This is a genomic window from Bradyrhizobium sp. BWA-3-5, from assembly GCF_032917985.1.
Lineage (GTDB): Bacteria > Pseudomonadota > Alphaproteobacteria > Rhizobiales > Xanthobacteraceae > Bradyrhizobium.
The window spans coordinates 3,278,049-3,299,107 of the sequence record NZ_CP136626.1 but is presented as its reverse complement, the minus strand read 5'-3'; the positions used below and the strand labels follow the sequence as shown (position 1 = coordinate 3,299,107).

Annotated in this window: 21 protein-coding genes and 1 pseudogene; 7 read left to right on the top strand and 15 right to left on the bottom strand. The window is 63.0% G+C overall.

Annotation, left to right across the window (positions count from 1 at the left end; translation table 11 throughout):
- Positions 1-96 precede the first annotated feature (96 nt).
- From RX331_RS15805 to RX331_RS15795, 3 genes are all read right to left on the bottom strand, one after another.
- A complete protein-coding gene (locus RX331_RS15805) occupies positions 97-486 on the bottom strand; it encodes a Zn-ribbon domain-containing OB-fold protein (RefSeq protein ID WP_317257407.1) in 390 nt (129 codons plus the stop codon).
- Positions 486-1,643 (bottom strand): thiolase domain-containing protein, encoded by a 1,158-nt coding sequence (locus RX331_RS15800; protein WP_317257406.1) that lies wholly within the window; start codon positions 1,641-1,643, stop codon positions 486-488. The genes RX331_RS15805 and RX331_RS15800 overlap by 1 nt, the downstream gene beginning before the upstream one ends.
- 1,067 nt (positions 1,644-2,710) lie before the next feature.
- Positions 2,711-6,202, bottom strand: coding sequence for an indolepyruvate ferredoxin oxidoreductase family protein (locus RX331_RS15795; protein WP_317257405.1), 3,492 nt, complete (start codon positions 6,200-6,202; stop codon positions 2,711-2,713).
- A gap of 275 nt (positions 6,203-6,477) precedes the next feature.
- Here RX331_RS15795 and RX331_RS15790 point away from each other — a divergent pair, with 275 nt between their 5' ends.
- Entirely contained in the window at positions 6,478-7,716 is a 1,239-nt protein-coding gene (locus RX331_RS15790) for a c-type cytochrome (protein ID WP_317257404.1), read from the top strand.
- A gap of 13 nt (positions 7,717-7,729) precedes the next feature.
- Here the strand turns inward: RX331_RS15790 and RX331_RS15785 are convergent.
- A pseudogene (locus tag RX331_RS15785) lies at positions 7,730-8,370 on the bottom strand (trimeric intracellular cation channel family protein).
- A 127-nt stretch (positions 8,371-8,497) separates the two neighbouring features.
- Here RX331_RS15785 and RX331_RS15780 point away from each other — a divergent pair.
- On the top strand, positions 8,498-8,908 hold the full coding sequence (locus RX331_RS15780) for a hypothetical protein (RefSeq protein ID WP_317257403.1): 411 nt from the start codon (positions 8,498-8,500) through the stop codon (positions 8,906-8,908).
- Positions 8,909-8,976: 68 nt separating this feature from the next.
- Here RX331_RS15780 and RX331_RS15775 read toward each other — a convergent pair whose 3' ends face one another.
- Together RX331_RS15775 and RX331_RS15770 are read right to left on the bottom strand one after the other, a co-directional pair.
- On the bottom strand, positions 8,977-9,789 hold the full coding sequence (locus RX331_RS15775; protein ID WP_317257402.1) for an isocitrate lyase/phosphoenolpyruvate mutase family protein: 813 nt from the start codon (positions 9,787-9,789) through the stop codon (positions 8,977-8,979).
- A 67-nt stretch (positions 9,790-9,856) separates the two neighbouring features.
- Positions 9,857-10,165, bottom strand: a complete 309-nt coding sequence (locus RX331_RS15770; RefSeq protein WP_317257401.1) for an NIPSNAP family protein — start codon at positions 10,163-10,165, stop codon at positions 9,857-9,859.
- Between the two features lie 173 nt (positions 10,166-10,338).
- Here RX331_RS15770 and RX331_RS15765 point away from each other — a divergent pair, with 173 nt between their 5' ends.
- The gene (locus tag RX331_RS15765) at positions 10,339-11,037 is read left to right on the top strand and encodes a metalloregulator ArsR/SmtB family transcription factor (protein WP_317257400.1); all 699 of its coding nucleotides are present in this window, start codon (positions 10,339-10,341) and stop codon (positions 11,035-11,037) included.
- 27 nt (positions 11,038-11,064) lie between these two features.
- Here the strand turns inward: RX331_RS15765 and rnk are convergent, their stop codons facing one another.
- Together rnk and RX331_RS15755 are read right to left on the bottom strand one after the other, a co-directional pair.
- Complete coding sequence (rnk, locus tag RX331_RS15760; protein WP_317257399.1) at positions 11,065-11,478, bottom strand: nucleoside diphosphate kinase regulator; 414 nt, start codon at positions 11,476-11,478, stop codon at positions 11,065-11,067.
- A gap of 16 nt (positions 11,479-11,494) precedes the next feature.
- Positions 11,495-11,980 (bottom strand): GreA/GreB family elongation factor, encoded by a 486-nt coding sequence (locus RX331_RS15755; protein WP_317257398.1) that lies wholly within the window; start codon positions 11,978-11,980, stop codon positions 11,495-11,497.
- Between the two features lie 317 nt (positions 11,981-12,297).
- Here RX331_RS15755 and RX331_RS15750 point away from each other — a divergent pair, with 317 nt between their 5' ends.
- The 3 genes from RX331_RS15750 to RX331_RS15740 all read left to right on the top strand — a co-directional run bounded on the left by RX331_RS15750 (position 12,298) and on the right by RX331_RS15740 (position 14,305).
- Complete coding sequence (locus tag RX331_RS15750) at positions 12,298-12,810, top strand: hypothetical protein (protein WP_317257397.1); 513 nt, start codon at positions 12,298-12,300, stop codon at positions 12,808-12,810.
- Between the two features lie 122 nt (positions 12,811-12,932).
- Complete coding sequence (locus tag RX331_RS15745) at positions 12,933-13,943, top strand: alpha/beta hydrolase (protein ID WP_317257396.1); 1,011 nt, start codon at positions 12,933-12,935, stop codon at positions 13,941-13,943.
- A gap of 113 nt (positions 13,944-14,056) precedes the next feature.
- Positions 14,057-14,305 (top strand): GCG_CRPN prefix-to-repeats domain-containing protein, encoded by a 249-nt coding sequence (locus tag RX331_RS15740; RefSeq protein ID WP_317257395.1) that lies wholly within the window; start codon positions 14,057-14,059, stop codon positions 14,303-14,305.
- Between the two features lie 76 nt (positions 14,306-14,381).
- Here the strand turns inward: RX331_RS15740 and RX331_RS15735 are convergent, their stop codons facing one another.
- Positions 14,382-14,744: a twin-arginine translocation signal domain-containing protein gene (locus RX331_RS15735; RefSeq protein ID WP_317257394.1), complete on the bottom strand. Its 363-nt coding sequence runs from the start codon at positions 14,742-14,744 to the stop codon at positions 14,382-14,384.
- 238 nt (positions 14,745-14,982) lie between these two features.
- Positions 14,983-15,297 carry a hypothetical protein gene (locus RX331_RS15730; RefSeq protein ID WP_317257393.1) on the bottom strand — a complete coding sequence of 105 codons (315 nt, stop codon included), beginning with the start codon at positions 15,295-15,297 and terminating at the stop codon, positions 14,983-14,985.
- A 193-nt stretch (positions 15,298-15,490) separates the two neighbouring features.
- Between RX331_RS15730 and RX331_RS15725 the strand changes: the two genes are divergently transcribed.
- On the top strand, positions 15,491-16,738 hold the full coding sequence (locus tag RX331_RS15725; RefSeq protein ID WP_317257392.1) for a glycerophosphodiester phosphodiesterase family protein: 1,248 nt from the start codon (positions 15,491-15,493) through the stop codon (positions 16,736-16,738).
- 254 nt (positions 16,739-16,992) lie between these two features.
- Here the strand turns inward: RX331_RS15725 and RX331_RS15720 are convergent, their stop codons facing one another.
- The 5 genes from RX331_RS15720 to RX331_RS15700 form a co-directional block, all read right to left on the bottom strand.
- On the bottom strand, positions 16,993-17,982 hold the full coding sequence (locus tag RX331_RS15720; protein ID WP_317257391.1) for a tripartite tricarboxylate transporter substrate binding protein: 990 nt from the start codon (positions 17,980-17,982) through the stop codon (positions 16,993-16,995).
- Positions 17,983-18,142: 160 nt separating this feature from the next.
- Complete coding sequence (locus RX331_RS15715) at positions 18,143-18,730, bottom strand: N-acetyltransferase (protein WP_317257390.1); 588 nt, start codon at positions 18,728-18,730, stop codon at positions 18,143-18,145.
- Between the two features lie 151 nt (positions 18,731-18,881).
- Positions 18,882-19,616 carry a protein-L-isoaspartate(D-aspartate) O-methyltransferase gene (locus RX331_RS15710; protein ID WP_317257389.1) on the bottom strand — a complete coding sequence of 245 codons (735 nt, stop codon included), beginning with the start codon at positions 19,614-19,616 and terminating at the stop codon, positions 18,882-18,884.
- 86 nt (positions 19,617-19,702) lie between these two features.
- Entirely contained in the window at positions 19,703-20,506 is an 804-nt protein-coding gene (locus RX331_RS15705; protein WP_317257388.1) for a hypothetical protein, read from the bottom strand.
- 189 nt (positions 20,507-20,695) lie between these two features.
- Positions 20,696-21,052: a hypothetical protein gene (locus RX331_RS15700; RefSeq protein WP_317257387.1), complete on the bottom strand. Its 357-nt coding sequence runs from the start codon at positions 21,050-21,052 to the stop codon at positions 20,696-20,698.
- Positions 21,053-21,059 lie beyond the last annotated feature (7 nt).

The following is a 21,059-nucleotide window of genomic DNA, read 5'->3' as shown; positions in this document are numbered from 1 at the left end:
TGAGGGGTTCGCGCCGCAAACGCTGTACTCCGTGGATAGAACCCCTCATCCGGCGCTTCGCGCCACCTTCTCCCACAAGGGGAGAAGGGAAAAAGCCTACGCCGCCGTGAAGAACGGCAACGGTGCGCCGTCGGTCGGCTTCCACACCAGCTTCACCTTCTGGCCGATCTTCAGTTTCTCCAGATCGCAATCGACGATGTTGGTCTGCAACGACGGGCCTTCCTTCAGCGTGACATAGGCAATCGCATACGGACCGGTCGGCGATTTGCGCATCAGGCTGTAGGTGTAGATCGTCGCTTCGCCGGACGCCTCCTCCCACTCAGTCTTGTCGGAGGCGCAGAATGGGCAGATCGAGCGCGGGAAATAGTGCCGCTCGCCGCAGGCGGTGCAGCGCTTGATCATGAACTTGCCGGCCTTGGCCGCTTCCCAGAATGGCGCGGTTTCCGGATTGGTCACCGGCGCCGGATATTTCTTTGCTTCTGCCATCACACGCGCTCCAGAATGCAGGTTGAGGCGGCGTGACGCACGCCAAGGAGTCCGCCGGTGCCATGGGCGATAGCGAGATCGCAATTTGGCACCTGCACTTTCGGATGCGCTTCGCCGCGCAATTGCCGGACGGCTTCAAGAATCTTGGTCATGCCGCCGCGGTTGACCGGGTGATTGCTGCAGAGGCCGCCGCCATCGGTGTTGAACGGCAGCTTGCCGACGCCGGAAATCAAATTGCCATCGGCGACGAACTTGCCACCCTCGCCCTTCTTGCAGAAGCCGAGATCTTCGAGCTGCATCAGCACCGTGATGGTGAAGCTGTCATAGATCGAGGCGTACTTGATATCCTTCGGCGTCACGCCCGCTTCCTCGAAGGCGCGCGGGCCGGACCACACGCCGGCGGAATAAGTGAGGTCGAGATCCTTGCCGCCGCGCGGACCCTTCATCGCTTCGCCGTGGCCGATCAGCCGCACCAGCGGCTTCTTCAGGCTTTTGGCGATCTCCGGCGTGGTCACGATCATCGCGCCGCCGCCGTCGGTGACGACGCAGCAATCCATCCGGTGCAAGGGATCGGAGATCATCGGCGAGTTGATGACGTCCTCAACGGTGACGACCTCCTTCAGCATCGCATGTGGATTGTATTGCGCGTGATGGGACGCCGCGACCTTGATCCAGGCGAGCTGCTCGCTGGTGGTGCCGTAGTCGTGCATGTGGCGCATGGCACACATGCCGTAGGCGTTGTGGGTGGTCGCCCCGTACGCCGCCTCGAAATCGGCCTCCGCACCGGCCGCGCGGGCCGGCATCGGGCCGGTGCGCGGCTTGCCAGCGAGCGTCACCAGCGCCACCGAGCATTTGCCGGCGGCGATCGCCTCGGCGGCGTGGCCGAGATGGATCAGATAGGAACAGCCGCCGGTCTCGGTGGAATCGACGTGGCGCAGCTTCTTGGTGTTGAGGCCGAGATAATCGACCATCGGCCACAGCCCGCCCGGCGCGTCGCCGGCGAGGAAATAGCCGTCGATGTCGTCCTTGGTCAGGCCGGCATCCTCGATCGCGCCCTTGGCGACCTCGGCATGGAGCTGTGCGGTGGATTTATCGGGTGCGTGCCGGGTGGGATGCTCATAGATCCCGGCGATGTAGGCTTTGCCCTTGATAGTCAAGTCGATCTCCGCTGGCGTTTCTTCTTCGTAGTTTTTTCTGGCCTGTCAGACCGGCCTTGGCAAGCGCCATGATATTCCGCAGGGCGAGACGGTAGCGCCTGGACTCAAGTTGGGTCGCGCACTGAGAGCGCCAAAACACGCCTGTCATCCCCGCCACCGGGTCGCGCGAACGCGCGCCCGATGACAGGCTCCGGCGGGGATCCAGTACGCCGCGGCTTATCGGTTCAGTCACTGGCGTATCTGGAATACTGGATCCCCGCCTTCGCGGACGATGACAGGTGAATGTGAGGCGGCATTCTCGCGACATGAACTGCCCGAGGTTTGCATCTCATTTGCCCCGCATCGAAATGAGGGCGCAGGGAAGACCGGGTGCGCGCCGCACCCGCGGTCTCGTGTGCTGTTTGCGCATAGCAAGAGATGCACACGAGCATACAGGTTCGGCGGAAGCATCCCGGCCTTCCCTGCGCAATGGCTTTACGGCTTACTTCGTGCTCTCCCCGGAGAACGGCTCTTTTGCCTCCGTCGCCCGCAAGACGCTTTCGCCCCTTGAGGACTTAGCGTCAGCACCACGACGCCAGAACCACACGACTTCACCGTACGCCTCAGCCACACTCGTCCGTCGTGACATCGGCGTCCATCGCATCTCGCCGCGCGTCAGTGACGATGGCCAACGCCCCTCATTTCGCGGTGAGACGGACGGAATATGCCGCTGATTTGGGGGAAAACGGAAGCGGAACATTTCTGATTCTCCGAAATTTTCGACTTGACACGACTTCTGAAAAACAGAAGTGATTTGCCCGACGACCGGCAATCGCAGCCAAGATCATAGGTGCTGTAGTGTGGGCAAAAGCGTGCCTACCTCACGCGGCGCGCTCGATGATAGAGCGTGGGTACGTCGCTTGCGTTTCTTTGCCTATCCTCTTGGAGATAAGGTTTTGATCGCCAGGTTCTCGGGCCCCGGACGCAGCGGGCGCGAGCTGCGCTGCTGAGCCGGGGTCCATGCAGGCGGCGAGATGGGTCCCAGCTCTGCGGCGCTTAGGCGCTGCAGCGCGTCCGGGACACGGGAGCTATTCCGCCGCCAACTGCCTTGGTGCAGGCGGTGGGCTGGCGAGATCGGCGGTGAGCTGAGCGTGGCGTACTTTCGCGTCCTCGACAGCCTTTTCCTTCACCGGGCCGTAGCCTCTGATCCGGTCCGGCAAGGACAACAACTCGACGGCGGTGTCGTGCGTAATGGGCGACAGCAGGCCGAGGGCAGTGTCGACGTCCTTTTCGTAAGCCGTGATCAGCTCACGCTCGAGCTTGCGGTCGGCCGAGTAGCCAAAAATGTCGAGCGGGGTGCCGCGCAGGACGCGCAGTCTCGCCAGCGTCCGGAACACGGGCATCATCCACGCGCCGAAGGCGCGCTTCTTCGGACGTCCCAGTGCATCCTTGGCGCCGCCGAGGATCGGCGGGGCCAGATTGAAGCTGAACTTGAAGTCCCCTTCGAACTGGTCGCGGAGCTGCTGTTCGAACTTTCCGTCGGTGAAGAGACGCGCGACTTCGTACTCGTCCTTGTAGGCGAGAAGCTTGGCGTAGTTGATGGCGACCGCGCGCGGCAGTGCCTCGCCGTAGCCACCGTCGGTGGCGGCATTACGTACCCGGTCAACCAGCTTGCGGTAGCGCTTGGCCAATCGCGCGCTTTGGTAGTCCGTCAGCAGGCCCATCCGATGCGTGATGATCTCGTCGAGCGTCATCGCGTCCAGCGTTTTCGCGGGAACGACGGCGTCGTGGTCCTTCATCATCTCCTTGAACCGCGCCGGATCGGCGGCAGCTAACCGGCCGAGCTGGAAGGCCTGCGTGTTCATCTTGATGGAGACGCCGTTGACCTCGATCGCCTGCTCGATCGCCTTGGCCGACAGCGGCAGCAGGCCGCGCTGATAGGCGTAGCCGAGCATCATGATGTTGGTGGCAATGGAGTCCCCTAACAATGCTTCGGCCGGCGTGGTGAAATCGAAGAAGGACGAATCCTTGCGCAGCTCGGTCTCCAGCACCGAGTTGAGCTTGCGGGTCTGGAAATTGAAATCGCGGTTGAGGATGAAATCCGCGGTCGGGATGACATGGCTGTTGATGATGCCCACGGTGCGGTTGGACTCGCACAGCGTCACCATGTCCTTCGATACCGCCACTACCTCGTCGGCCGCCATCACGAGATCGGCGGTGCCGGTGACGATGCGCGAACAGGTGACATCAGCGGTGTGTTCGGAAAGCCTGACATGGCTGAGTACCGCCCCGCCCTTTTGTGCGAGGCCCGACATGTCGAGGATCATGCTGGCCTTGCCCTCGATATGGGCGGCCATGCCGAGCAGCGCGCCGATGGTCAGGACGCCGGTGCCGCCGACGCCGCCGACCGCGATATTGTAGGGCCGATCCAGCGGCGGGAACGAGGCCGGCTCCGGCAGGTCGCCGATATCGCCGAGGCCTGCGGGTGCGCGGCGGCGCGGCTTGCCGCCATCGATGGTGACGAAGGACGGGCAAAAGCCCTTGAGGCAGGAATAGTCCTTGTTGCAGGTCGACTGGTTGATGGTGCGCTTACGGCCCAGCTCCGTTTCCAGCGGCTCGACCGAAATGCAGTTCGACTGCACCGAGCAATCGCCGCAGCCTTCGCAGACGGCCGGATTGATCATGACGCGGCGCGCGGGGTCTTCCATCAGCCCGCGCTTGCGGCGGCGGCGCTTTTCGGCGGCGCAGGTCTGCACGAAAACGATCGCCGAGGTGCCCTTGATCGCGCGACATTCCTTCATCACCGCGTCGAGTTCGTCGCGATGGCGCGTGATGACGCCGGGGGCGATATCGGACGCCGGATAAAGGTGCGGATTCTCGGAGACGAGATAGATGTTGCGGATGCCTTCGGAATGGAGCTGGAAGGTGATCTGCTGCGGCGACAACTCGCCGTCGACATGCTGACCGCCGGTCATCGCGGTCGCGTCGTTATAGAGGATCTTGTAGGTGATGTTGGCACCCGAGGCGATCGCCTGACGGATCGCGAGGCTGCCCGAGTGGAAGTAGGTACCGTCGCCGAGATTGGCGAAGACGTGCTCTTCCTTGGTGAAGGGGGCGACGCCGACCCACGGCACACCCTCGCCTCCCATATGGGTGTAGGTCTCGGTGTTGCGGTCCATCCACAGCGCCATGAAATGGCAGCCGATGCCGGCAAAGGCGCGGCTGCCTTCCGGCACTTTTGTCGAGGTGTTGTGCGGACAGCCCGAGCAGAAATACGGGGTGCGGGTGACGGGCGCGACCGCCTGCATCTGGGTCGCCTGTCGGCCATTGAACCAGTCGGCCTTGGCGCGGAGCATCGCGGCGATTTCGGGATTGAGATTAAGTCGAAGCAGACGTTCCGTCAGCGAGCTTGCGAGCGAGGCGACGCTGAGCTCGGCGGCAAAGGTGAGGAAGCGCTTGTCGTGATCGTCCATCTTGCCGACGATGCGCGGGCGCACGTCGTCGCGCCAGTTGAACAGCTCCTGCTTGACCTGGTTCTCGACGATCTCGCGGCGCTCCTCGATGATGAAGATTTCTTCGAGGCCGACCGCAAAGTTGCGCACGCCTTCCGGCTCCAGCGGCCAGGGCATGCCGATCTTGTAGAGTCTGAGCCCGATCTTGGCGGCGATCTCCTCGGTGATCCCGAGCTCGCGCAGCGCCTGGCGGATGTCCTCGTAGCTCTTGCCGGAGGCCATGATGCCGTAACGGGCGTTCGGCGAATCCATGGTGATGCGATTGATCTTGTTGGCGCGGGCAAAGGCGATCGCGGCGTAGCCCTTGTAGTCCTGCAGGCGCAAATCCTGGGCGAAGCGGTCATCAGGCCAGCGCAGGTTGAGGCCGCCCGGCGGCATCTCGAAATCGGACGGAATGATGAAAGGCTTCATCTCGTCGGTGAGGTCGATCTCGGCGGTGGTCTCCACCGTCTCGGTGATCACCTTCATGCCGACCCAACAGCCGGAGTAGCGCGACATCGCGATACCCAGAAGACCCATCTCGATCATCTCATGGATGCTGGAGGGATAGAGATAAGGCATCAGCGCAGAGATGAAGGCGTGGTCGGATTGGTGCGGGACGGTGGAAGATTTTGCGCCATGGTCGTCGCCGGCAAGGCAGAGCACGCCGCCGTTTTTCGCGGAGCCCGCTGTGTTGCCATGGCGGAAGACGTCGCCGCAACGGTCGACGCCGGGGCCCTTGCCGTACCAGATGCCGACCACGCCATCGTGCTTGGCGCCGGGCGAGAGATTGAGCTGCTGCGAGCCCCAGACGGCGGTCGCCGCGAGGTCCTCGTTCACACCGGGCTGGAACTTGATGTTGTACTGCTCGAGATGCTTTCGCGCGGCAAACAGCTGCTGGTCGTAGCCGCCGAGCGGCGAGCCGCGGTAGCCGGAAATGAAACCGGCGGTATTCAGGCCCATCGCGCGGTCGCGGCGGATCTGCGCCATCGGCAGGCGGACCAGCGCCTGGATGCCGGTCAGAAAGATGTGGCCGGTCCCTTGGGTATATTTCTGATCGAGACTGATCGGACCCTGGTTGATTCCCATTGCAGCCCTCTTTGGCCTTGAGCCTTGATCGCGACGACTGCTTTTTAGCTAGTCATCTCTGCTTGTTAGAACCAGTCTATGTCGGAATTTTCCGTGCGCGCAGCATAAATCTCGCCGCCAAAGCCATGGTTTGAAAGATCGCAATTTCGTGCCGGGAATAACGGCAGGGCATTTCGGTTTGTGTCGTCCGGGAGCCCCGGCGCGAAACGGCATGACGTCCCTCCCCGCTCGTCTTCGCGCTATAACGCCCCGGGAGCCAGATGGTGCAGGGATTCATGCGGACGATTCTCGCGGGCGTATTTTTGTGCACTGCGTTCGCGGTCGCTGGCGGCCATGCCCAGTCCAGGGTCGAGTCGCCGGCCGAACCGACCACCGAGGACATCGCGCGCGGCAAGGCGCTGACGGTGGCCGGCAACTGTGCAAGCTGCCACACCGCCGATCCGGCGCGGCCGTTTGCCGGGGGAAAGCGGATCGATACGCCGTTCGGCGGCATCTATGCCCCCAACCTGACGCCGGATCGCGAGACCGGGCTCGGCGCGTGGAGCGACGACGATTTCTACCGCGCGCTTCGTTTCGGCGTCGCACGCGACGGCTCGCGCTATTACCCGGCCTTTCCGTACCCGAATTTTTCGAAGCTGACGCGGCAGGACATTTTCGCGATCCGCGCCTACCTCGCGACACTGACGCCGGTGAACAATCCGCCGCGCCCTCCGGAGCTGCGCTTTCCGTTCAACTACCGCTTTGTCATGCGCGGCTGGAATTGGCTGTTCTTCAAGCCGGGCATTTTGATGCCGGACCAGACCAAGAGCGCGGGGTGGAACAGAGGCCGCTATCTGGTCGAGGGCGTCGCGCATTGCGGCGCCTGCCATACGCCGAAAAACATGTTCGGCGCCGACCGGCGCGGCCGCAGCCAGAGGTTGGCTGGCGGCATCGTGCAAGGCATGTTCGCGCCGCGGCTGGACGGCGCCGAGCGTAGCGGCCTGAAGAGCTGGAACGTGGACGACATCACCGAATATCTGCAGAGCGGACGCAACGCGAAAAGCCATGCCGGCCAATTGATGTCGGAAGTCGTGGTCAACTCGACGTCGAAAATGAGCGAAGCGGATCTCCGCTCCATCGCGGTGTATCTGAAAAGCCTGCCGGCCGGTGTGCCGGAGCCGACGACCACTCCGCCCTCGCCGGCGCAGATGGCCGCCGGCCAAAAACTCTACAACGGCGCCTGCGTCGCCTGCCATGAGGAGGACGGCTCGGGCGCGCCACGGATCTACCCGCCGCTGCCCGGCAACGCCAATCTGCAGTCATCAGATGCGTCGAGCACGCTGCGCATCATTCTCGACGGCGCCGAGACTGTGACGACGCCGCGCGCGCCCAACAAGGGCTCGATGCCGGCCTATGCGGCGAAGATGACGGATCAGGAGATCGCTGACGTGACCAACTACATCCGCAATGCCTGGGGCAATGCCGCGCCGCTGGTGACGGCGGATCAGGTCGCGAAGGCGCGACGCGCGAAGTAGCTTCGCCACGGCCTCACCGCTGATCCTCCGTAAAGATGAATTTCGGCATTTCCCATTTGTAGCGGATCGCCAGCAGGCGGAGCGTCAGGCCCAGCGCAAAGGTCAGCGCGGTCCAGAGGTGATCGTTGAGCTTGAGCCCGAACGCGGTGGCATAGAACAGCCCGGTCACAACGGAGACGCTGGCATAGAGCTCCGACCGAAACAACAGCGGTACGTCGTTGCAGAGGATGTCGCGCAGCACGCCGCCCGCGCAGCCGGTGATCATGCCGGCGACGATCACGATCGGCAGCGAGGCGTTCATCTGCCAGGCGACGTCGCAGCCGGCCATCGTGAAGACAACGAGCCCGATCGCATCGAGCACCAGGAACGAGGTGGCGAGCCGATGCACCTGCCGCGCAATCAAAATGGTGACGAAGGCCGCGAGCGCGGTCAGCGCGAGATAGAGCGGGTTCTGCACCCAGACCAGCGGATAGTGCCCGAGCAGCACATCGCGGATGGTGCCGCCGCCGAGCGCGGTGATGCAGCCGAGCATGCAGACGCCCGCCCAATCCATGCTGCGCTTACCGCAGCGAGCGCGGCCGTCATCGCCTGCGCCGTCAGCGCCACGTAAGTGAGCAGGTTCAGTATCGTATCGCCGGGCGGCAGGGTCCACATGGCAACCTTACATTCGGAACCGCAGCGGAATCACAGGTTCCAACATTACGGGGTTGCAACTTTGGCGCGGAACATCCCCGCGCGCCAATACTTAGCTTTCGGATGCTGCTAACGGAGGAACCCATTCATGGCATACCAACCCAACCCGAACGATCCCTACCGTACCGGCCTGAGTGATGAAGAAATCCGCCGTCAGGCCCAGCTCAACAGCCTCGATAATGAGTTACAGCCCGATCCCGCGCTCGGCGAAGGGGCGCCCTCCGGCGCGAAGGTCGCGATGTTTGCCGTTGCCATCGCCGTCGTGCTCGGCGCGCTGTTCTATGGCCTCAACAACACCACCGTGAACCAGGCCGGCACCGCGCCGCCGAATCAGACCGCGCAGACCACGCCGGCCAATCCGGCCGCACCTCCCGGCATGCGTGACGTAACGCCGAAGGCCAACACCGAGCCGGGAACGACCACGGGCGCCGCGACCAATCGTCCGACGCCGGCTTCGCCGAACCCGACGGGCACCGAGGTCGATCGCGCCAAGCAGTAAGAGTTGATCTTTCAAAACACGAGCAGCAGCGGGCTAACCAGCCCGCTGCTTTTTCGATCCGTGTTCGCCTAGCCAAACATCTTGTTGAGTTCGCCGCCGGGATAGCCATTGGCGAACTCGCCAAACGTCCCCTTTTCCGCCATCTCCTTTGACGCCTTCATGAAGCCGGCCCAAGCCATCCGCGCCAGCGCGCCGCCGACGCTGATGCGGCGCACGCCGAGATCGGAGGCTGCCTTCAGCGGCGGGCCGGCCGCGCCGACCAGGAGGTTGACGGGCTTCGGGTGCACTGCCTTCACGACGGCCGAAATCTCTTCAGCGGTTGCGATCCCCGGCGCATAGAGGCAATCGGCGCCGGCCTCGGCGTAAGCCGTGAGCCGGTCGATGACGAGCTTGAGGTCCTTCTGCCCGCGCAAAAATGCCTCACAGCGGCCGGTGAGCAGGACGCCGCTATTGTCGGCATCGATCGCCTGGCGCGCCGCGCGGATACGCTCGAATGCCAGCGCGCGATCGAACAGCGGCTTGGCGGCATCCCCCGTATAGTCCTCGATCGATAGGCCGGCGACGCCGGTCTTCACCGCACGCGCGACATTGACGCCGACTTTTTCGGGCTCATGCGCAAAGCCGTCCTCAAAGTCGGCATTGACGGGGATATCGACCGCCGCAGAGATCGCTGCGAGGTGATTGCAGACGTCGTCGACGGTGACGCGGTTGTCGGCCTTGCCTAGCGTCCAGGCAAAGCCGGCGCTGGTCGAGGCCAGCGCCTTGAAGCCGAGATGCTGCAGGGCCTTTGCGCTGCCGACATCGAAGGGATTGGGGATGATGAAGCACCCGCTCTCATGCAGCTTCTTGAATGCGGCGCGTTTGTCAGCAGTTGTCAGCATTGATAGCTCCCCTCTGTTGTTCGTTGGCGCCGCGTAGATAGGAACGCTGCGCCTGCTCTGCCAGACGTCACGTCACGACCTTGCGCAGGAATGTCCGCTCCTCGGCCAGAATGAACTTGTGTTCCTCGGCGAAATTGAAGTTGGCCATGCCATCGCTGTCGGCGCGAAGCCGCGCCCGGTAGGCCTCATAGGCCGCGAGGCTGTCGAACGAGATCAGGGCGAACGCGATGTTGTTGGTGCCCTCATGCGGCATCCAGTAGCCGAGGAGATCGCCGCCGCATTTCGGGATGATGGTGAGCCAGTTCTTCGAGTACTGCTCGAACAGCGCGCGCTTGAAGGGATCGAGTTGGTAGCGGATGAAGACGGTGACGGTCATTGTAGGGCTCCGATGCTTGAGGCCGTCATTGCGAGGAGCGAAGCGAGGAAGCAATCCATTCCTCCGCTTGCCGCGGCATGGATTGCTTCGCTGCGCTCGCAATGACGGCGCCTGTGCTTCGACCCAGAGAATACCCGCTTGCCTTACCTCGATGCTTCGGCTATCATCGAACTATGAAAGCAGGCCCTGACATTGCCGTGGTCGCTTCGCTGGTCGGCGATCCCGCGCGCGCCAACATGCTGACCGCGTTGATGACAGGCCGTGCGTTGACGGCCAGCGAGCTGGCGCAGCAGGCCGGCATCACGCCGCAGACCGCCAGTTCGCACCTATCCAAGCTCGAGGCCGGCGGGCTGATCGAGCCGGAGAAGCAGGGCCGGCACCGCTACTACCGCCTCACCGGCCCCGACGTCGCGCATGTGCTCGAGGGCCTTGCGGGTCTTGCCGAGCGGGCGGGCCATACCCGTGTGCGCACCGGGCCGAAGGAGCCGGCGCTGCGGCGAGCGCGGATCTGCTACGATCATCTCGCCGGCGACCTCGGCGTGCAGATGCTCGACAGTTTGCGGCGGCAGAAACTGGTCCGGCAGACCAAGCAGGCGATCGAGCTGACCGGCGAAGGCCGGCGCTTCATGGCCGAGGCGCTGCAGATCGATACCGATGCGCTGGCGCATCCGCGCCGTCCGGTGTGCAAGGCTTGCCTGGATTGGAGCGAGCGGCGGCACCATCTCGCCGGCACGCTCGGCGCCGCCGTGATGAACCGCTTCACCGAACTGAACTGGGCGGCGCGCGATACCACGCCGGGCAGCCGTGTCGTCAACTTCACCCGCACCGGCGAAAAGCGCTTTGCTGCGCTGTTCGGGAGCGAGCCGGCATAACGAACACGGCGCCCGAAATCGGCCCCTTCAGTTGGACACGCCCAATACCGTCAAAGACCGCTTGTTGTGGCCCGGCGTGTGAAACTCGATCGCCTGGCCAACCGATAGACCGATCAACGCAGCTCCAACCGGCGTAAGAACCGAAACGCGCTTTAACGTTATGTCTGCTTCGTGCGGATACACCAACACAACGTCACGGACTTCACCGGTCTTGTCATCGCTGTACCGGACCTGCGAGCCCATGCGCACCACGTCACGCAAATCGGAATTGTCCGCCACCACGCTTGCACGCTCCATCTCCTGTGCAAGGAAATGGGCCACCCGCGGGAAAAGCACCGCGCTCGAACTGGCCAGGGCGTTCAGGCGCCTGGCCTCATCCTCCACCACCGTGATGGGCGGCAATACGGTTTCAGGTTTACGCTTGTGATCAATATTATTCATCGCCTTCTCTCCTTTCCTAAGCTGCTGATGGCCCCGGATCATCGTCATGAAAGGGCTTTTTGCCCTTGACCATCGGGTTGCAAACCAGAGCCCTGACAACATCGTTCGGACCACCTCGACTGACGCGTTCGACCCTGACGAGGTTGGTGCGCCCTGCGGTGAAGAACGGGATATCGCTTCCGACCTTCAGGCCCACCAGCGCTGCGCCTAACGGCGACATCACGGGAATTTGGGTTCTTTCGGACGTGTAGTCTTCGGGGTACACCAGTCGCCTCGTCGCGGGCGGGAAGCCCCAACTCACCCAAAACGTCACCCATGAACCCATAGTGACAATGCTGTTCAATCTGGCTGCGTGATCGGGGACGATTTCCGCACGGTTGATTTCACTCAACAGAAAACGTGCATCGTTATCGCCTTGGTCGGCGCCGACCCGCGCAAGCTGTTCCAAGCGGCGATGATCTGACGCCGGAAGGGTGACATCCGGAATAGAGGGATTGCTCACGACATGCCTCCTTGTTTGGGTTTTCCTCACGGGAGCCACACATCAAATCGGTTGATGAACGAGAGAGGTATCCGGACGGCAAAAGCTACCGTCCGGCTAAGCTCCTGCTTGGAGGCGTCCGGCGTGCAAGCAGCGGCGCGCAATGCGCGGATCGATGTCGAGAATGTGTGTCATCGTATAGCTAACATAGGACGTTCTGCCGCGCCCTGCATCGCGACCAAAGACCGCACATCTGCGCCCTTGCCGCTGCAGCATTCTTGAACTTTTCCGGCGGAAGCAAAGACCAAACCGGTGTTTGCACTTCCGACGAGATTTTCATGAACCGTTTGCTTTTTCGAACCCTCGCCGCCGCGATGCTGGTCGCATGCTACGCCCAGCCCGCGCCAGCGGAGGAGCTGCCGAAATTCAGCGACCACAAGGTGACGGTCTATAAGGGCAAGCGCGCCAAGCCGCGGCTTGACCATGAATTCTGGCGTGACCGCAGCGAGACCTATCGCGGCGCGATGGAAGACGACAAGATCAATGCCGGCGGGCGCTTCATCGTCGTGATTCTGCCCTGCGGCACCGAGTGCCAGGCCCCGACATTCCTCGACGTCCGCACCGGCCGGATCACGCAGCACTTCGTCGTATCCGATTGGGGCAACGTATCCGAGGCGTTCAAGCCCGTGGTCAGCCGCGCCGACAGCCGCCTCATCGTCTTCCGCGGCATGCGCAATGAGGAAGGCATCAACGGCAATCACTATTACCTGATCGACGACAATGGCGGTCTGAAGCATCTGCATACGACGGACACGAAAGGCGACTTCAGCGCCGCACTGAAGGTCAAATGACGCGAATGCCGGCACACTCTCCGACCTCATCCTGAGCTCTCGCCAAAACGTGAAGCCGCGCGGGCTTTACCGCGCGCATCCCTCGCATCAATAAGGCCCGACCCAAAAGATGGAGCCTTGCGATGCGGCGCGTCATCATGGTCTGCCTTTCCCTCATCGTGGGTGGCCTCTCCTGCGCGCACGCGGCCGAGCCGGCGACGCGCGAACCGTACGGCATCGCGCTCGAAGGCTTTGCCTATCCATACCCCGTTCACCTGCTGCCGCTGGTGAACGACGGCGAAGAGCTGCGGATGGCCTATATGGACATCACCGCCGCGCAGCCCAACGGGCGCACCGTGGTGCTGCTGCACGGTCGCAATTTTCCGTCGAGCTACTGGGCGCCGGTCATCAAAATGTTGAGCGAGGCCGGCTATCGCGTGCTGGTGCCGGACCAGATCGGCTTCGGCAAATCCTCGAAGCCGCAGGGCGATCTGCATTTCGATACGCTGGCGCGGAATACGATGGCCCTGCTCGATCATCTGCAGATCGCCAAGGCCGATATCGTAGCGCATTCGCTCGGCGGCATGCTCGGCGTGCGGATCGCGCGCGCCTATCCTGACAGGATCGCCCATCTGGTGCTGACCGCCCCGATCGGGCTGGAAGATTACCGGCTCTACGTGCCGCCGACGCCGACCGAGAAGATCATGGAGAACGAAGACAAGCTCACCGCCAATGGTTACCGCAAACAGCTCGAGGCCAATTACGCGCTGAAGCTGCCGCCCGAGCAGGTCACGCCGTTCATCGACGCGCGGTTCAACATTAAAGGCAGCGCGGAATATAAGCGATGGCTGCGCGCCTTCGTCAGCTCCGCACAGATGATCTACCGCGAGCCGGTCGCGCACGAGATCCCGCTGATCACGCAGCCGACGCTGTTCGTGATGGGCGCCGACGACCACAACGCACCGGGAAGAGCCAGTGCGCCGGAAGCGTTGCGCGGAAAGATGGGCCAGAATGCCGAGCTCGCCAACGCGCTCGCCGGCAGGATGGCGAACGGCCGGGCCGAGGTGATCCCGAATACCGGCCATCTGGTGTTTCTGGAAGCGCCGGACAGATACCGCGAGCTGGTGCTCGGGTTTCTGGCCGCGGCCCGATGACGCCGCCGCCTCAGGACAAAGCCCGATGACAAATCACGACATTCATGTTCCATTCAGACGTTCGTGACTAGGTTCCGCACCGAGCCGCGTCGCGGCCAAGAACGGGAGAAAACATGAAGTACCTTTTCGCAGCAGTTTTGGCCCTGGGCACCGTTGCCAGTTTCAGCGCGGCGGAAGCCGCCGGTGGATGCGGTCCCGGCTGGCACCGTGGCCCCTATGGTGGTTGCCAACCCAATCGCCGGGCCGTCATTGTTCGGCCGGCCCCGGTCGTCGTTGCGCCGGCTCCTGTTGTCGTGGTGCGGCCCGGCCGCGTGTGCCCCCCTGGCACCGTGTGGCGCTACGGACGCTGCCGCGTTTACTGATTTCTTTTCAAGCAATGACAAAAAGCCCCGCTTTCGCGGGGCTTCTTATTTTGCGATGACGATCACTGGCGGTGCCTTACCAGTAGTAACGACGGCGCCAGTACCGGCGGCGCCAGCGACGGCGGCGGCGGTGCCAGCCCCAGTAACGGCGGCGGCGCCAACCCCAATAGCGGCGACGACGCCAATGCCGGCGACGCCAGCCCCAATGACGGCGCCCCCAGCCGCGATGACGGCCGCGGCCCCAGCGCACTTCCTCGGCCGTGAGCTGCTCGACCTCCTCACCGCTTGTGACGGCGGATTGAATATCCTTGTCGGCGGGGAGCTTGGCATCGTCGGCGAGCGGTGCCGGCATCAGAGGAGCGGCCTGCGCGCTCGCGGCAAGCGCGACGCCACCGGCGGCAAATCCAAAGGCGAGTTTCAGAAAGTGGCGGCGTTCCATCACATCTCCTCCTCCGTCTGCTGTGTGCGAGAGAAGATGAGTTTCGATCCATGTAGATGAACCCGTGCTGAATTGCGCGTTCAGCTTTGCTGCGAACAGGGGCGATTCGAACTATTCTTTGTGCACCGGTCATGCGCAGCCGACATTTGTTGTGAGTGCCGCATTTCTGCATCACGTGCAGATGCGACGCGCCATCCTTGCTGCATGCGCTCGACTGAATACGATCGAGCGACCTGGATCACGCGACAAGTTCCTCGGCCAACACGAGGACATCCCGCGTGCGCGTGATATCGGGCCAGTCCCGGTTGAAGTCGGCGACCAGACGCTTCGTCTCCGGCCCTTCGATCGCACGATCCAGCGCGGCCATGTCGGGAAACTGGTACATCGCCACATGCTGCGACGGGTCGCTGGCACTCCAGTAACGCCACGCCTTTGCTGCGCCGAACGATTTCAGCGCATCCGGCAGATGCTCGCGCGAATACCAGAAGTCGAAGGACTCGCGCACAGCAATGTCTGGGACCGTCGCACGGACGACGAAGAAGGCTGCAGACATTTGGTTTCTCCCTTGAAGTTTTTGTAGGGTGGGCAAAGCGCAGCGTGCCCACCATTTCTTGCACCGTTGTTGATGAGTGGTGGGGCACGCTTCGCTTTGCCTACCCTACGGCACCGCTGCAATCTCAACTCACAACTGTCACATGCTCTGTGATATCAAGACCGTGCGCAACGCGTTATCCGAGGTGCCACCTATGCTTGCCCGCCCTTGCTCCATCGTCCTGTCCGCGCTCTGCCTGCTGGCGGCGGCCATTCCTGCGAGTGCGCAGGACATTGCCCTGCCGCGCGAGCCGCAGATCGGACCGCGGCCGTTCTATCTCGTCGACAAGATGAGGGACGGGCCGCTGAAGACGGAGCTTGCGCAATGCACCGGCCCATTTCGCAGGACCGACTTTTCCATCGGACACCGCGGCGCGGCGCTGGAATTCCCTGAACATACCAGGGAATCCTATGTGGCGGCCGCCCGGATGGGCGCCGGCATCATCGAATGCGACGTCACATTCACCCGGGATCGCGAGCTGGTCTGCCGTCACTCGCAATGCGACCTGCACACCACGACCAACATCCTGACGGTGCCGGAGCTTGCCGCCAAGTGCGCCCAGCCCTTCAGCCCGGCCGATCCGGCCACCGGCAAGAAGGCATCGGCAAAATGCTGCACCTCCGACATCACGCTCGCCGAATTCCGCCGGCTCTCGGCCAAGATGGACGGCTTCAATCCGGATGCGAAGACGCCGGAGGAATACCAGAACGGAACGCCGCGCTGGCGCACCGACCTCTACGCCAATTCCGGCACGCTGATGACGCATGACGAGAGCATCGCGTTGATCAAGAGCATCGGCGCGAAATTCACGCCGGAATTGAAGGCGCCGGAAGTGCCGATGCCGTTCGACGGCGACTACACGCAGGAGAAATATGCCAGCCAAATGATCGCGGCTTACAAGAAGGCCGGCATTTCGCCTAACAATGTATTCGCGCAAAGCTTTGATCTCGCCGACGTGCTCTATTGGGTGAAGACCGAGCCGGAATTTGGCAAACAGGCGGTCTATCTCGAAGAGCGCTACGAGAAGCAAGGCCTCGATCCGAGCAAGCCGGAGACGTGGAAACCATCGATGGCGGAGTTGAAGGCGCAGGGCGTTGCGATCCTCGGTCCGCCGATCCCGATGATGCTGACGCTGAACGCCAGCAAGGAGATCGTGCCGTCCGAATACGCCAAGGCGGCGAAGGCGGCGGGCCTCGACCTGATCGGCTGGTCGCTCGAACGCGACGGCCCGCTGCACCAGGGCGGTGGCTTCTATCACCGCCCGATCAGGAGCGCGATCGACCGCGACGGCGACACGCTGACGGTGCTGGATGTGCTAGCCAAGCAGGTCGGCGTGCGCGGCATGTTTTCCGACTGGCCGGCGACGACGACGTTCTATGCGAGTTGTACCGGGATGAAATGAGGGATCGGCAAGAACCCACTTACTCCGTTCTCACCAAACCTGCTTACTAGGCGTTCGCCGTCGGCCGAGCTTGATCCCAACTCGTGTCCCGGACGCGGCGCGGCGCGAATTGACGCGACGCAGAGCCGGGACCTAGGCTGCATCTGGGTCCCGGCTCTGCGGCGCATGGCCAAGAGGCGCTGCGCAGCGTCCGGGACACGAATTAAGAAGGGTCGGCACGCTTGCGCCTTCCTCACGCTACTCGCTACTTCCCGCTACACCGGTTCCAGCCCGAGTGCCTGCGCGCTTTCGATCCACGAGGACAATTCGCGCTGGTACAGCGCATTGCTTTCCTTGGTGCCGAGCGCCGGCTCCAGCACGAAGGTGGCGAGAACCTCCTTCACCTTCGGATCATTGTTGGCGGCGACGCAGAGCTCGGAGAGCCGGTCAACGATCGGCTGCGGGGTGGCCTTCGGCACCGCCCAGCCGGTGAAGCCGCTAAGAGTAAAGAACTTCGATGTCGCGCCCTGCTCGGGCAGCGTCTTGACGTCGGGGATCGCAGCCACCTTCTTCGAATGCACCGCGAACACCACGCCGTTGTTACTCTGCAGCACGGCCTGCGCCGCAGTAAAGCTGCCCATCGCGACATCGAGCGTGCCGTCCATCAGGCCCGTCCACATCGGCGCTTCGCCGCGGTAATGGATCGGCTCGATCTTCAGACCATATTGCTTGTTGAGCTCGTTGATCGTGATGTGCGGGGCCGAGCCGGCGCTGTAGGTGCCGAAATTCACCTGGCCCTTCTTGCGCGCGAACGCGACGAAATCGTCGAGCGTCTTGACGCCGGACGCCTTGCTCGCAATCAGCAGGAGCCCGGCACCTGGAATGACGCTGACGAGCGCCAGATCCTTGTCCATGTCGTAACCGGGATTCTTCATCATCACGCGGTTCATCACATAGGTGGCCGAGATCGAGCACAGGATCGTATGGCCGTCCGGTGCCGCGCGCGCAACTTCCGCCGCGCCGATCGAGCCGGAAGCACCTGCCTTGTTTTCGATGACGACGGTCTGCCCCACCTGCTTGCCGATGTAATCGCCGAATGCGCGCGCCAACAGGTCGGTCTGCCCGCCCGCCGGATAGCTGCAGACCATGCGGATATTGCGCGACGGCCACGCGCCTTGCGCGGAAGCCCCGCGGCCGAGGAAAGGCGTCGCGACGGCAGCTGAACCGGCGGCAATGAAATGACGGCGATTTAGTTTTAAGGGCATGTCTCCTCCTTGATTTTTCAAGAAGGGTACCGCATCGCCCGACTTCTGCCATAACAGAATGCCGGGACAGATTGGCGCAGCGAGGACAGCATTTGCAACTGCAATTTTCCGAGAGCTGGAAAATAGACCCGTGGCGCTCGGTTTGGATCAGCTTAAGCGTTCAGGATGGCGGCCGCAGCATCGGCGTCAGCACCGGAGAAGAGCCGCTCTGGATTCGGCCGGTGATCTTGAAGCCGAGGCGTTCATAGAAGGAAATGTTGCGCGGGTTCGAGCTTTCGAGATAGGCCGCGATACCCTCCTCGTCGCAGCGTCTAAGCGCGTGTTTCATCAGCAGCGTGCCGAGCCCTTGCCCGATCCAGCTCGGATCGGCGGCGATAAGAGGCAGATACCAATGCGGCTCGGACGGACGATGTTCGGCCATTCCCTTCACCACGGCCGTGATATCCTCTGATATCGCCGGGCGCAGGGACTCCTGCATGATTGCGTCCATTTCTGCCTGGTCCGGCTCGATGCCTGGCGGCAGCCACAACGCGGCACTACGCACCCCAGGCGTGACGTAGGCTGTGCCATGCTCGAAAGCCCGACCGCCGAAGGTGTCGAAGAACCGAGGCGTTATTCTGAGGTATTCGGACGCATCAGGCCAAACCCAGCGCGCCATCGGGTCGGACGCAAAGCCGAGCACAACGGTACTGATTGCGCGTGCGCGGATGTTCGCGTCCGCGGATTCGACTTCTGGCGCCGCCGACATTGTGTCGTTCCCTCGATCACTCGCCCTCAATGTAAATACCGGAGGCCTTCCTGCCAGTCGTTTGCATGCGATCACAATTTCCGAAATGGGCGGTCATGTCCCAAAGGTACCAGCCGCCCGGCCTTCCGCCCCCAATGTGCCCAACCGGCTCCTATTTCCTTGAACGCGTAAAGGGCACAAAGCGCACGAGGGCGACGGCGCGCGTCGTCGTCTTGTCGGGCGCCGATTTTTCGACGACCGTGAGGTGCTGCGAGGCGTAAGCGGCCCCCACCGGCATGACGAGCCGGCCACCCACCTTGAGCTGCTCGATCAGCGGCGGCGGTACCTCGCCAAGTGCGGCGGTCACCACGATGGCGTCGAAAGGACCGCATTCCGGCCAGCCGACGAAGCCGTCGCCGAGCCTGACGCTCACATTGTCATACCCGGCGTCCCGGAGCGTTTTCGCGGCAACCTCGGCCAACGACGGGATGATCTCGATGGTGCAGACCTTCCGCGCCAGGTGTGCGAGGACGGCGGCCTGATAGCCCGAACCGGTGCCAATCTCGAGCACAACGTGATCTGGCGCGACCCCGGCCAACTCCGTCATCAGGGCGACGATGAACGGTTGCGATATGGTCTGGCCATGGCCGATCGAAAGCGGCGTGTCGGCGTATGCGGTAGAGCAGGACCGCTCCGCGACAAACAGATGGCGTTTCGTGCGCCGCAAGGCCTCAAGAACTCTCTCTGATAACCCGTCCTGGCCCAGCGCGTTGACGTGTGACCGGGCATAGGCGCTGACGGTTTCGACCATGGCGGCGCGTTCGCGGACGCATTCAGCGTCCTGTGCGGCCACTTCTTGCGTGACCGCAACCATGGACAGCAGCAGCGGCAAGATCTTCGCGATCATGCGGTCCGCCATACGAGATCAACAGCATTCACTATCGCTGCGGGCTCAAGAACGTTGGCCTTCGGCCTACGGCGCGGCGATAAGGCCTATTGTTGCCGGGGCTGCAATCTCACCGGCGGGCGCGCTTGCGCCCTGGCTTCGGTTGGCGCAAGCGCCGACACTGGCTTGCGCGCCGGGTTTGCAGCCGGCAGCGGCGGAGCAACGGACGCCCGGCGCAGATTCTGTTCGGAAACAGCCGCAATCGCGCGCGCCGTTTGTTCCTGAGTCTCCTTGAGTTGCTGGGCATTCCCAGCCGTTTCGCGGGTCAATGCTTCCTGGCCAGCCTTGAGCTGCTCGATCTCCTGCCGCATGTTTGCAAGATCGTGAGCCATTGTCTGAAGCAATTGTGTGGTCTCGGGAGGAATCGGGTTCCCCGCGTCCTGTGCTGCGGTCTGAGCCGAGGACGGTAGTTGCGAAATTGCCGCATCCACAGCGGCGACCTGAACAACACGCGGCGTATCGGCGGCGAGCTTCGGTGTTTCGAAAGGCAGCGACGAAGCCGCGGCCAGTTGCGGCGCCCACTGCGCGATCATCGGCCTCACCGTCTCACCATAGGAATGCCAGGCGAACGCAGCGGTACAGATGCCCGTTGTCAGCAACAGACCGATAAAGCCGCGCAGCGCCGGCCTGCCTCGCGATGATCGGCGCGAGCTGTTCTTCCGCGCGCCCTCGTTCTCCAACTTCGAAATCTGTTCATTGACACGCGCGAGCTGCTCATCCGCGAGAGCGATCTGTTCATAAGCATGCGCGAGCCGTTGGTCGGCGCGCGCGACCAGCTCCGCGTCTTGCGTAGACAGTCCCGGACTCACTTCGCGAGGATCGGTTGGGCTGATAGTCGCCGAGGAATCCATATTTGGCCTCCTGCCAGTTTTGCCGTCAACTGGACGGGCGATCGTCGGATTGCAGACACACTTCCTACCGCCGATTTGACCAAAGCAGGGCTGGTATGGGGCTGATTTTGGGCAATAGATCTTGGCGGCGGGGTCCAGGAGAGGACCAGCGAACGTCCAGCGAAGGTCGCCTGGGCTAGCCGGCGCCGCTCACATCAGTTTCATCGGGCTGTCGGCGACGACGCGAAGGTCGATCCTGCCGATCAGGTCAGCGCGCAGCAGCTCGGCGGCACTGATCGCGTCCAACGTCTGCTGCAATGTGCTGACGTTCGAACCGAGCGAAACGATGCCACCCAGCACCAGCGCGATCGAGCCGAGCGCGGTGGTCTGACTGCCGGCGAACAGGCCGAATATCGTCACGAGCAGCAGCGCGATGCCCGCGCCGATCGCCGCCTTGGACGCCAGAATGATCTTCCGGCAGCGCTCGGCGGCTTCGGCGAGCCGCTCGAGCCGCTCCTCGATCTCGGCTATCTCGTCTGCGGGATCGTCCTCAATTGTCGAATTCAAGATCGAG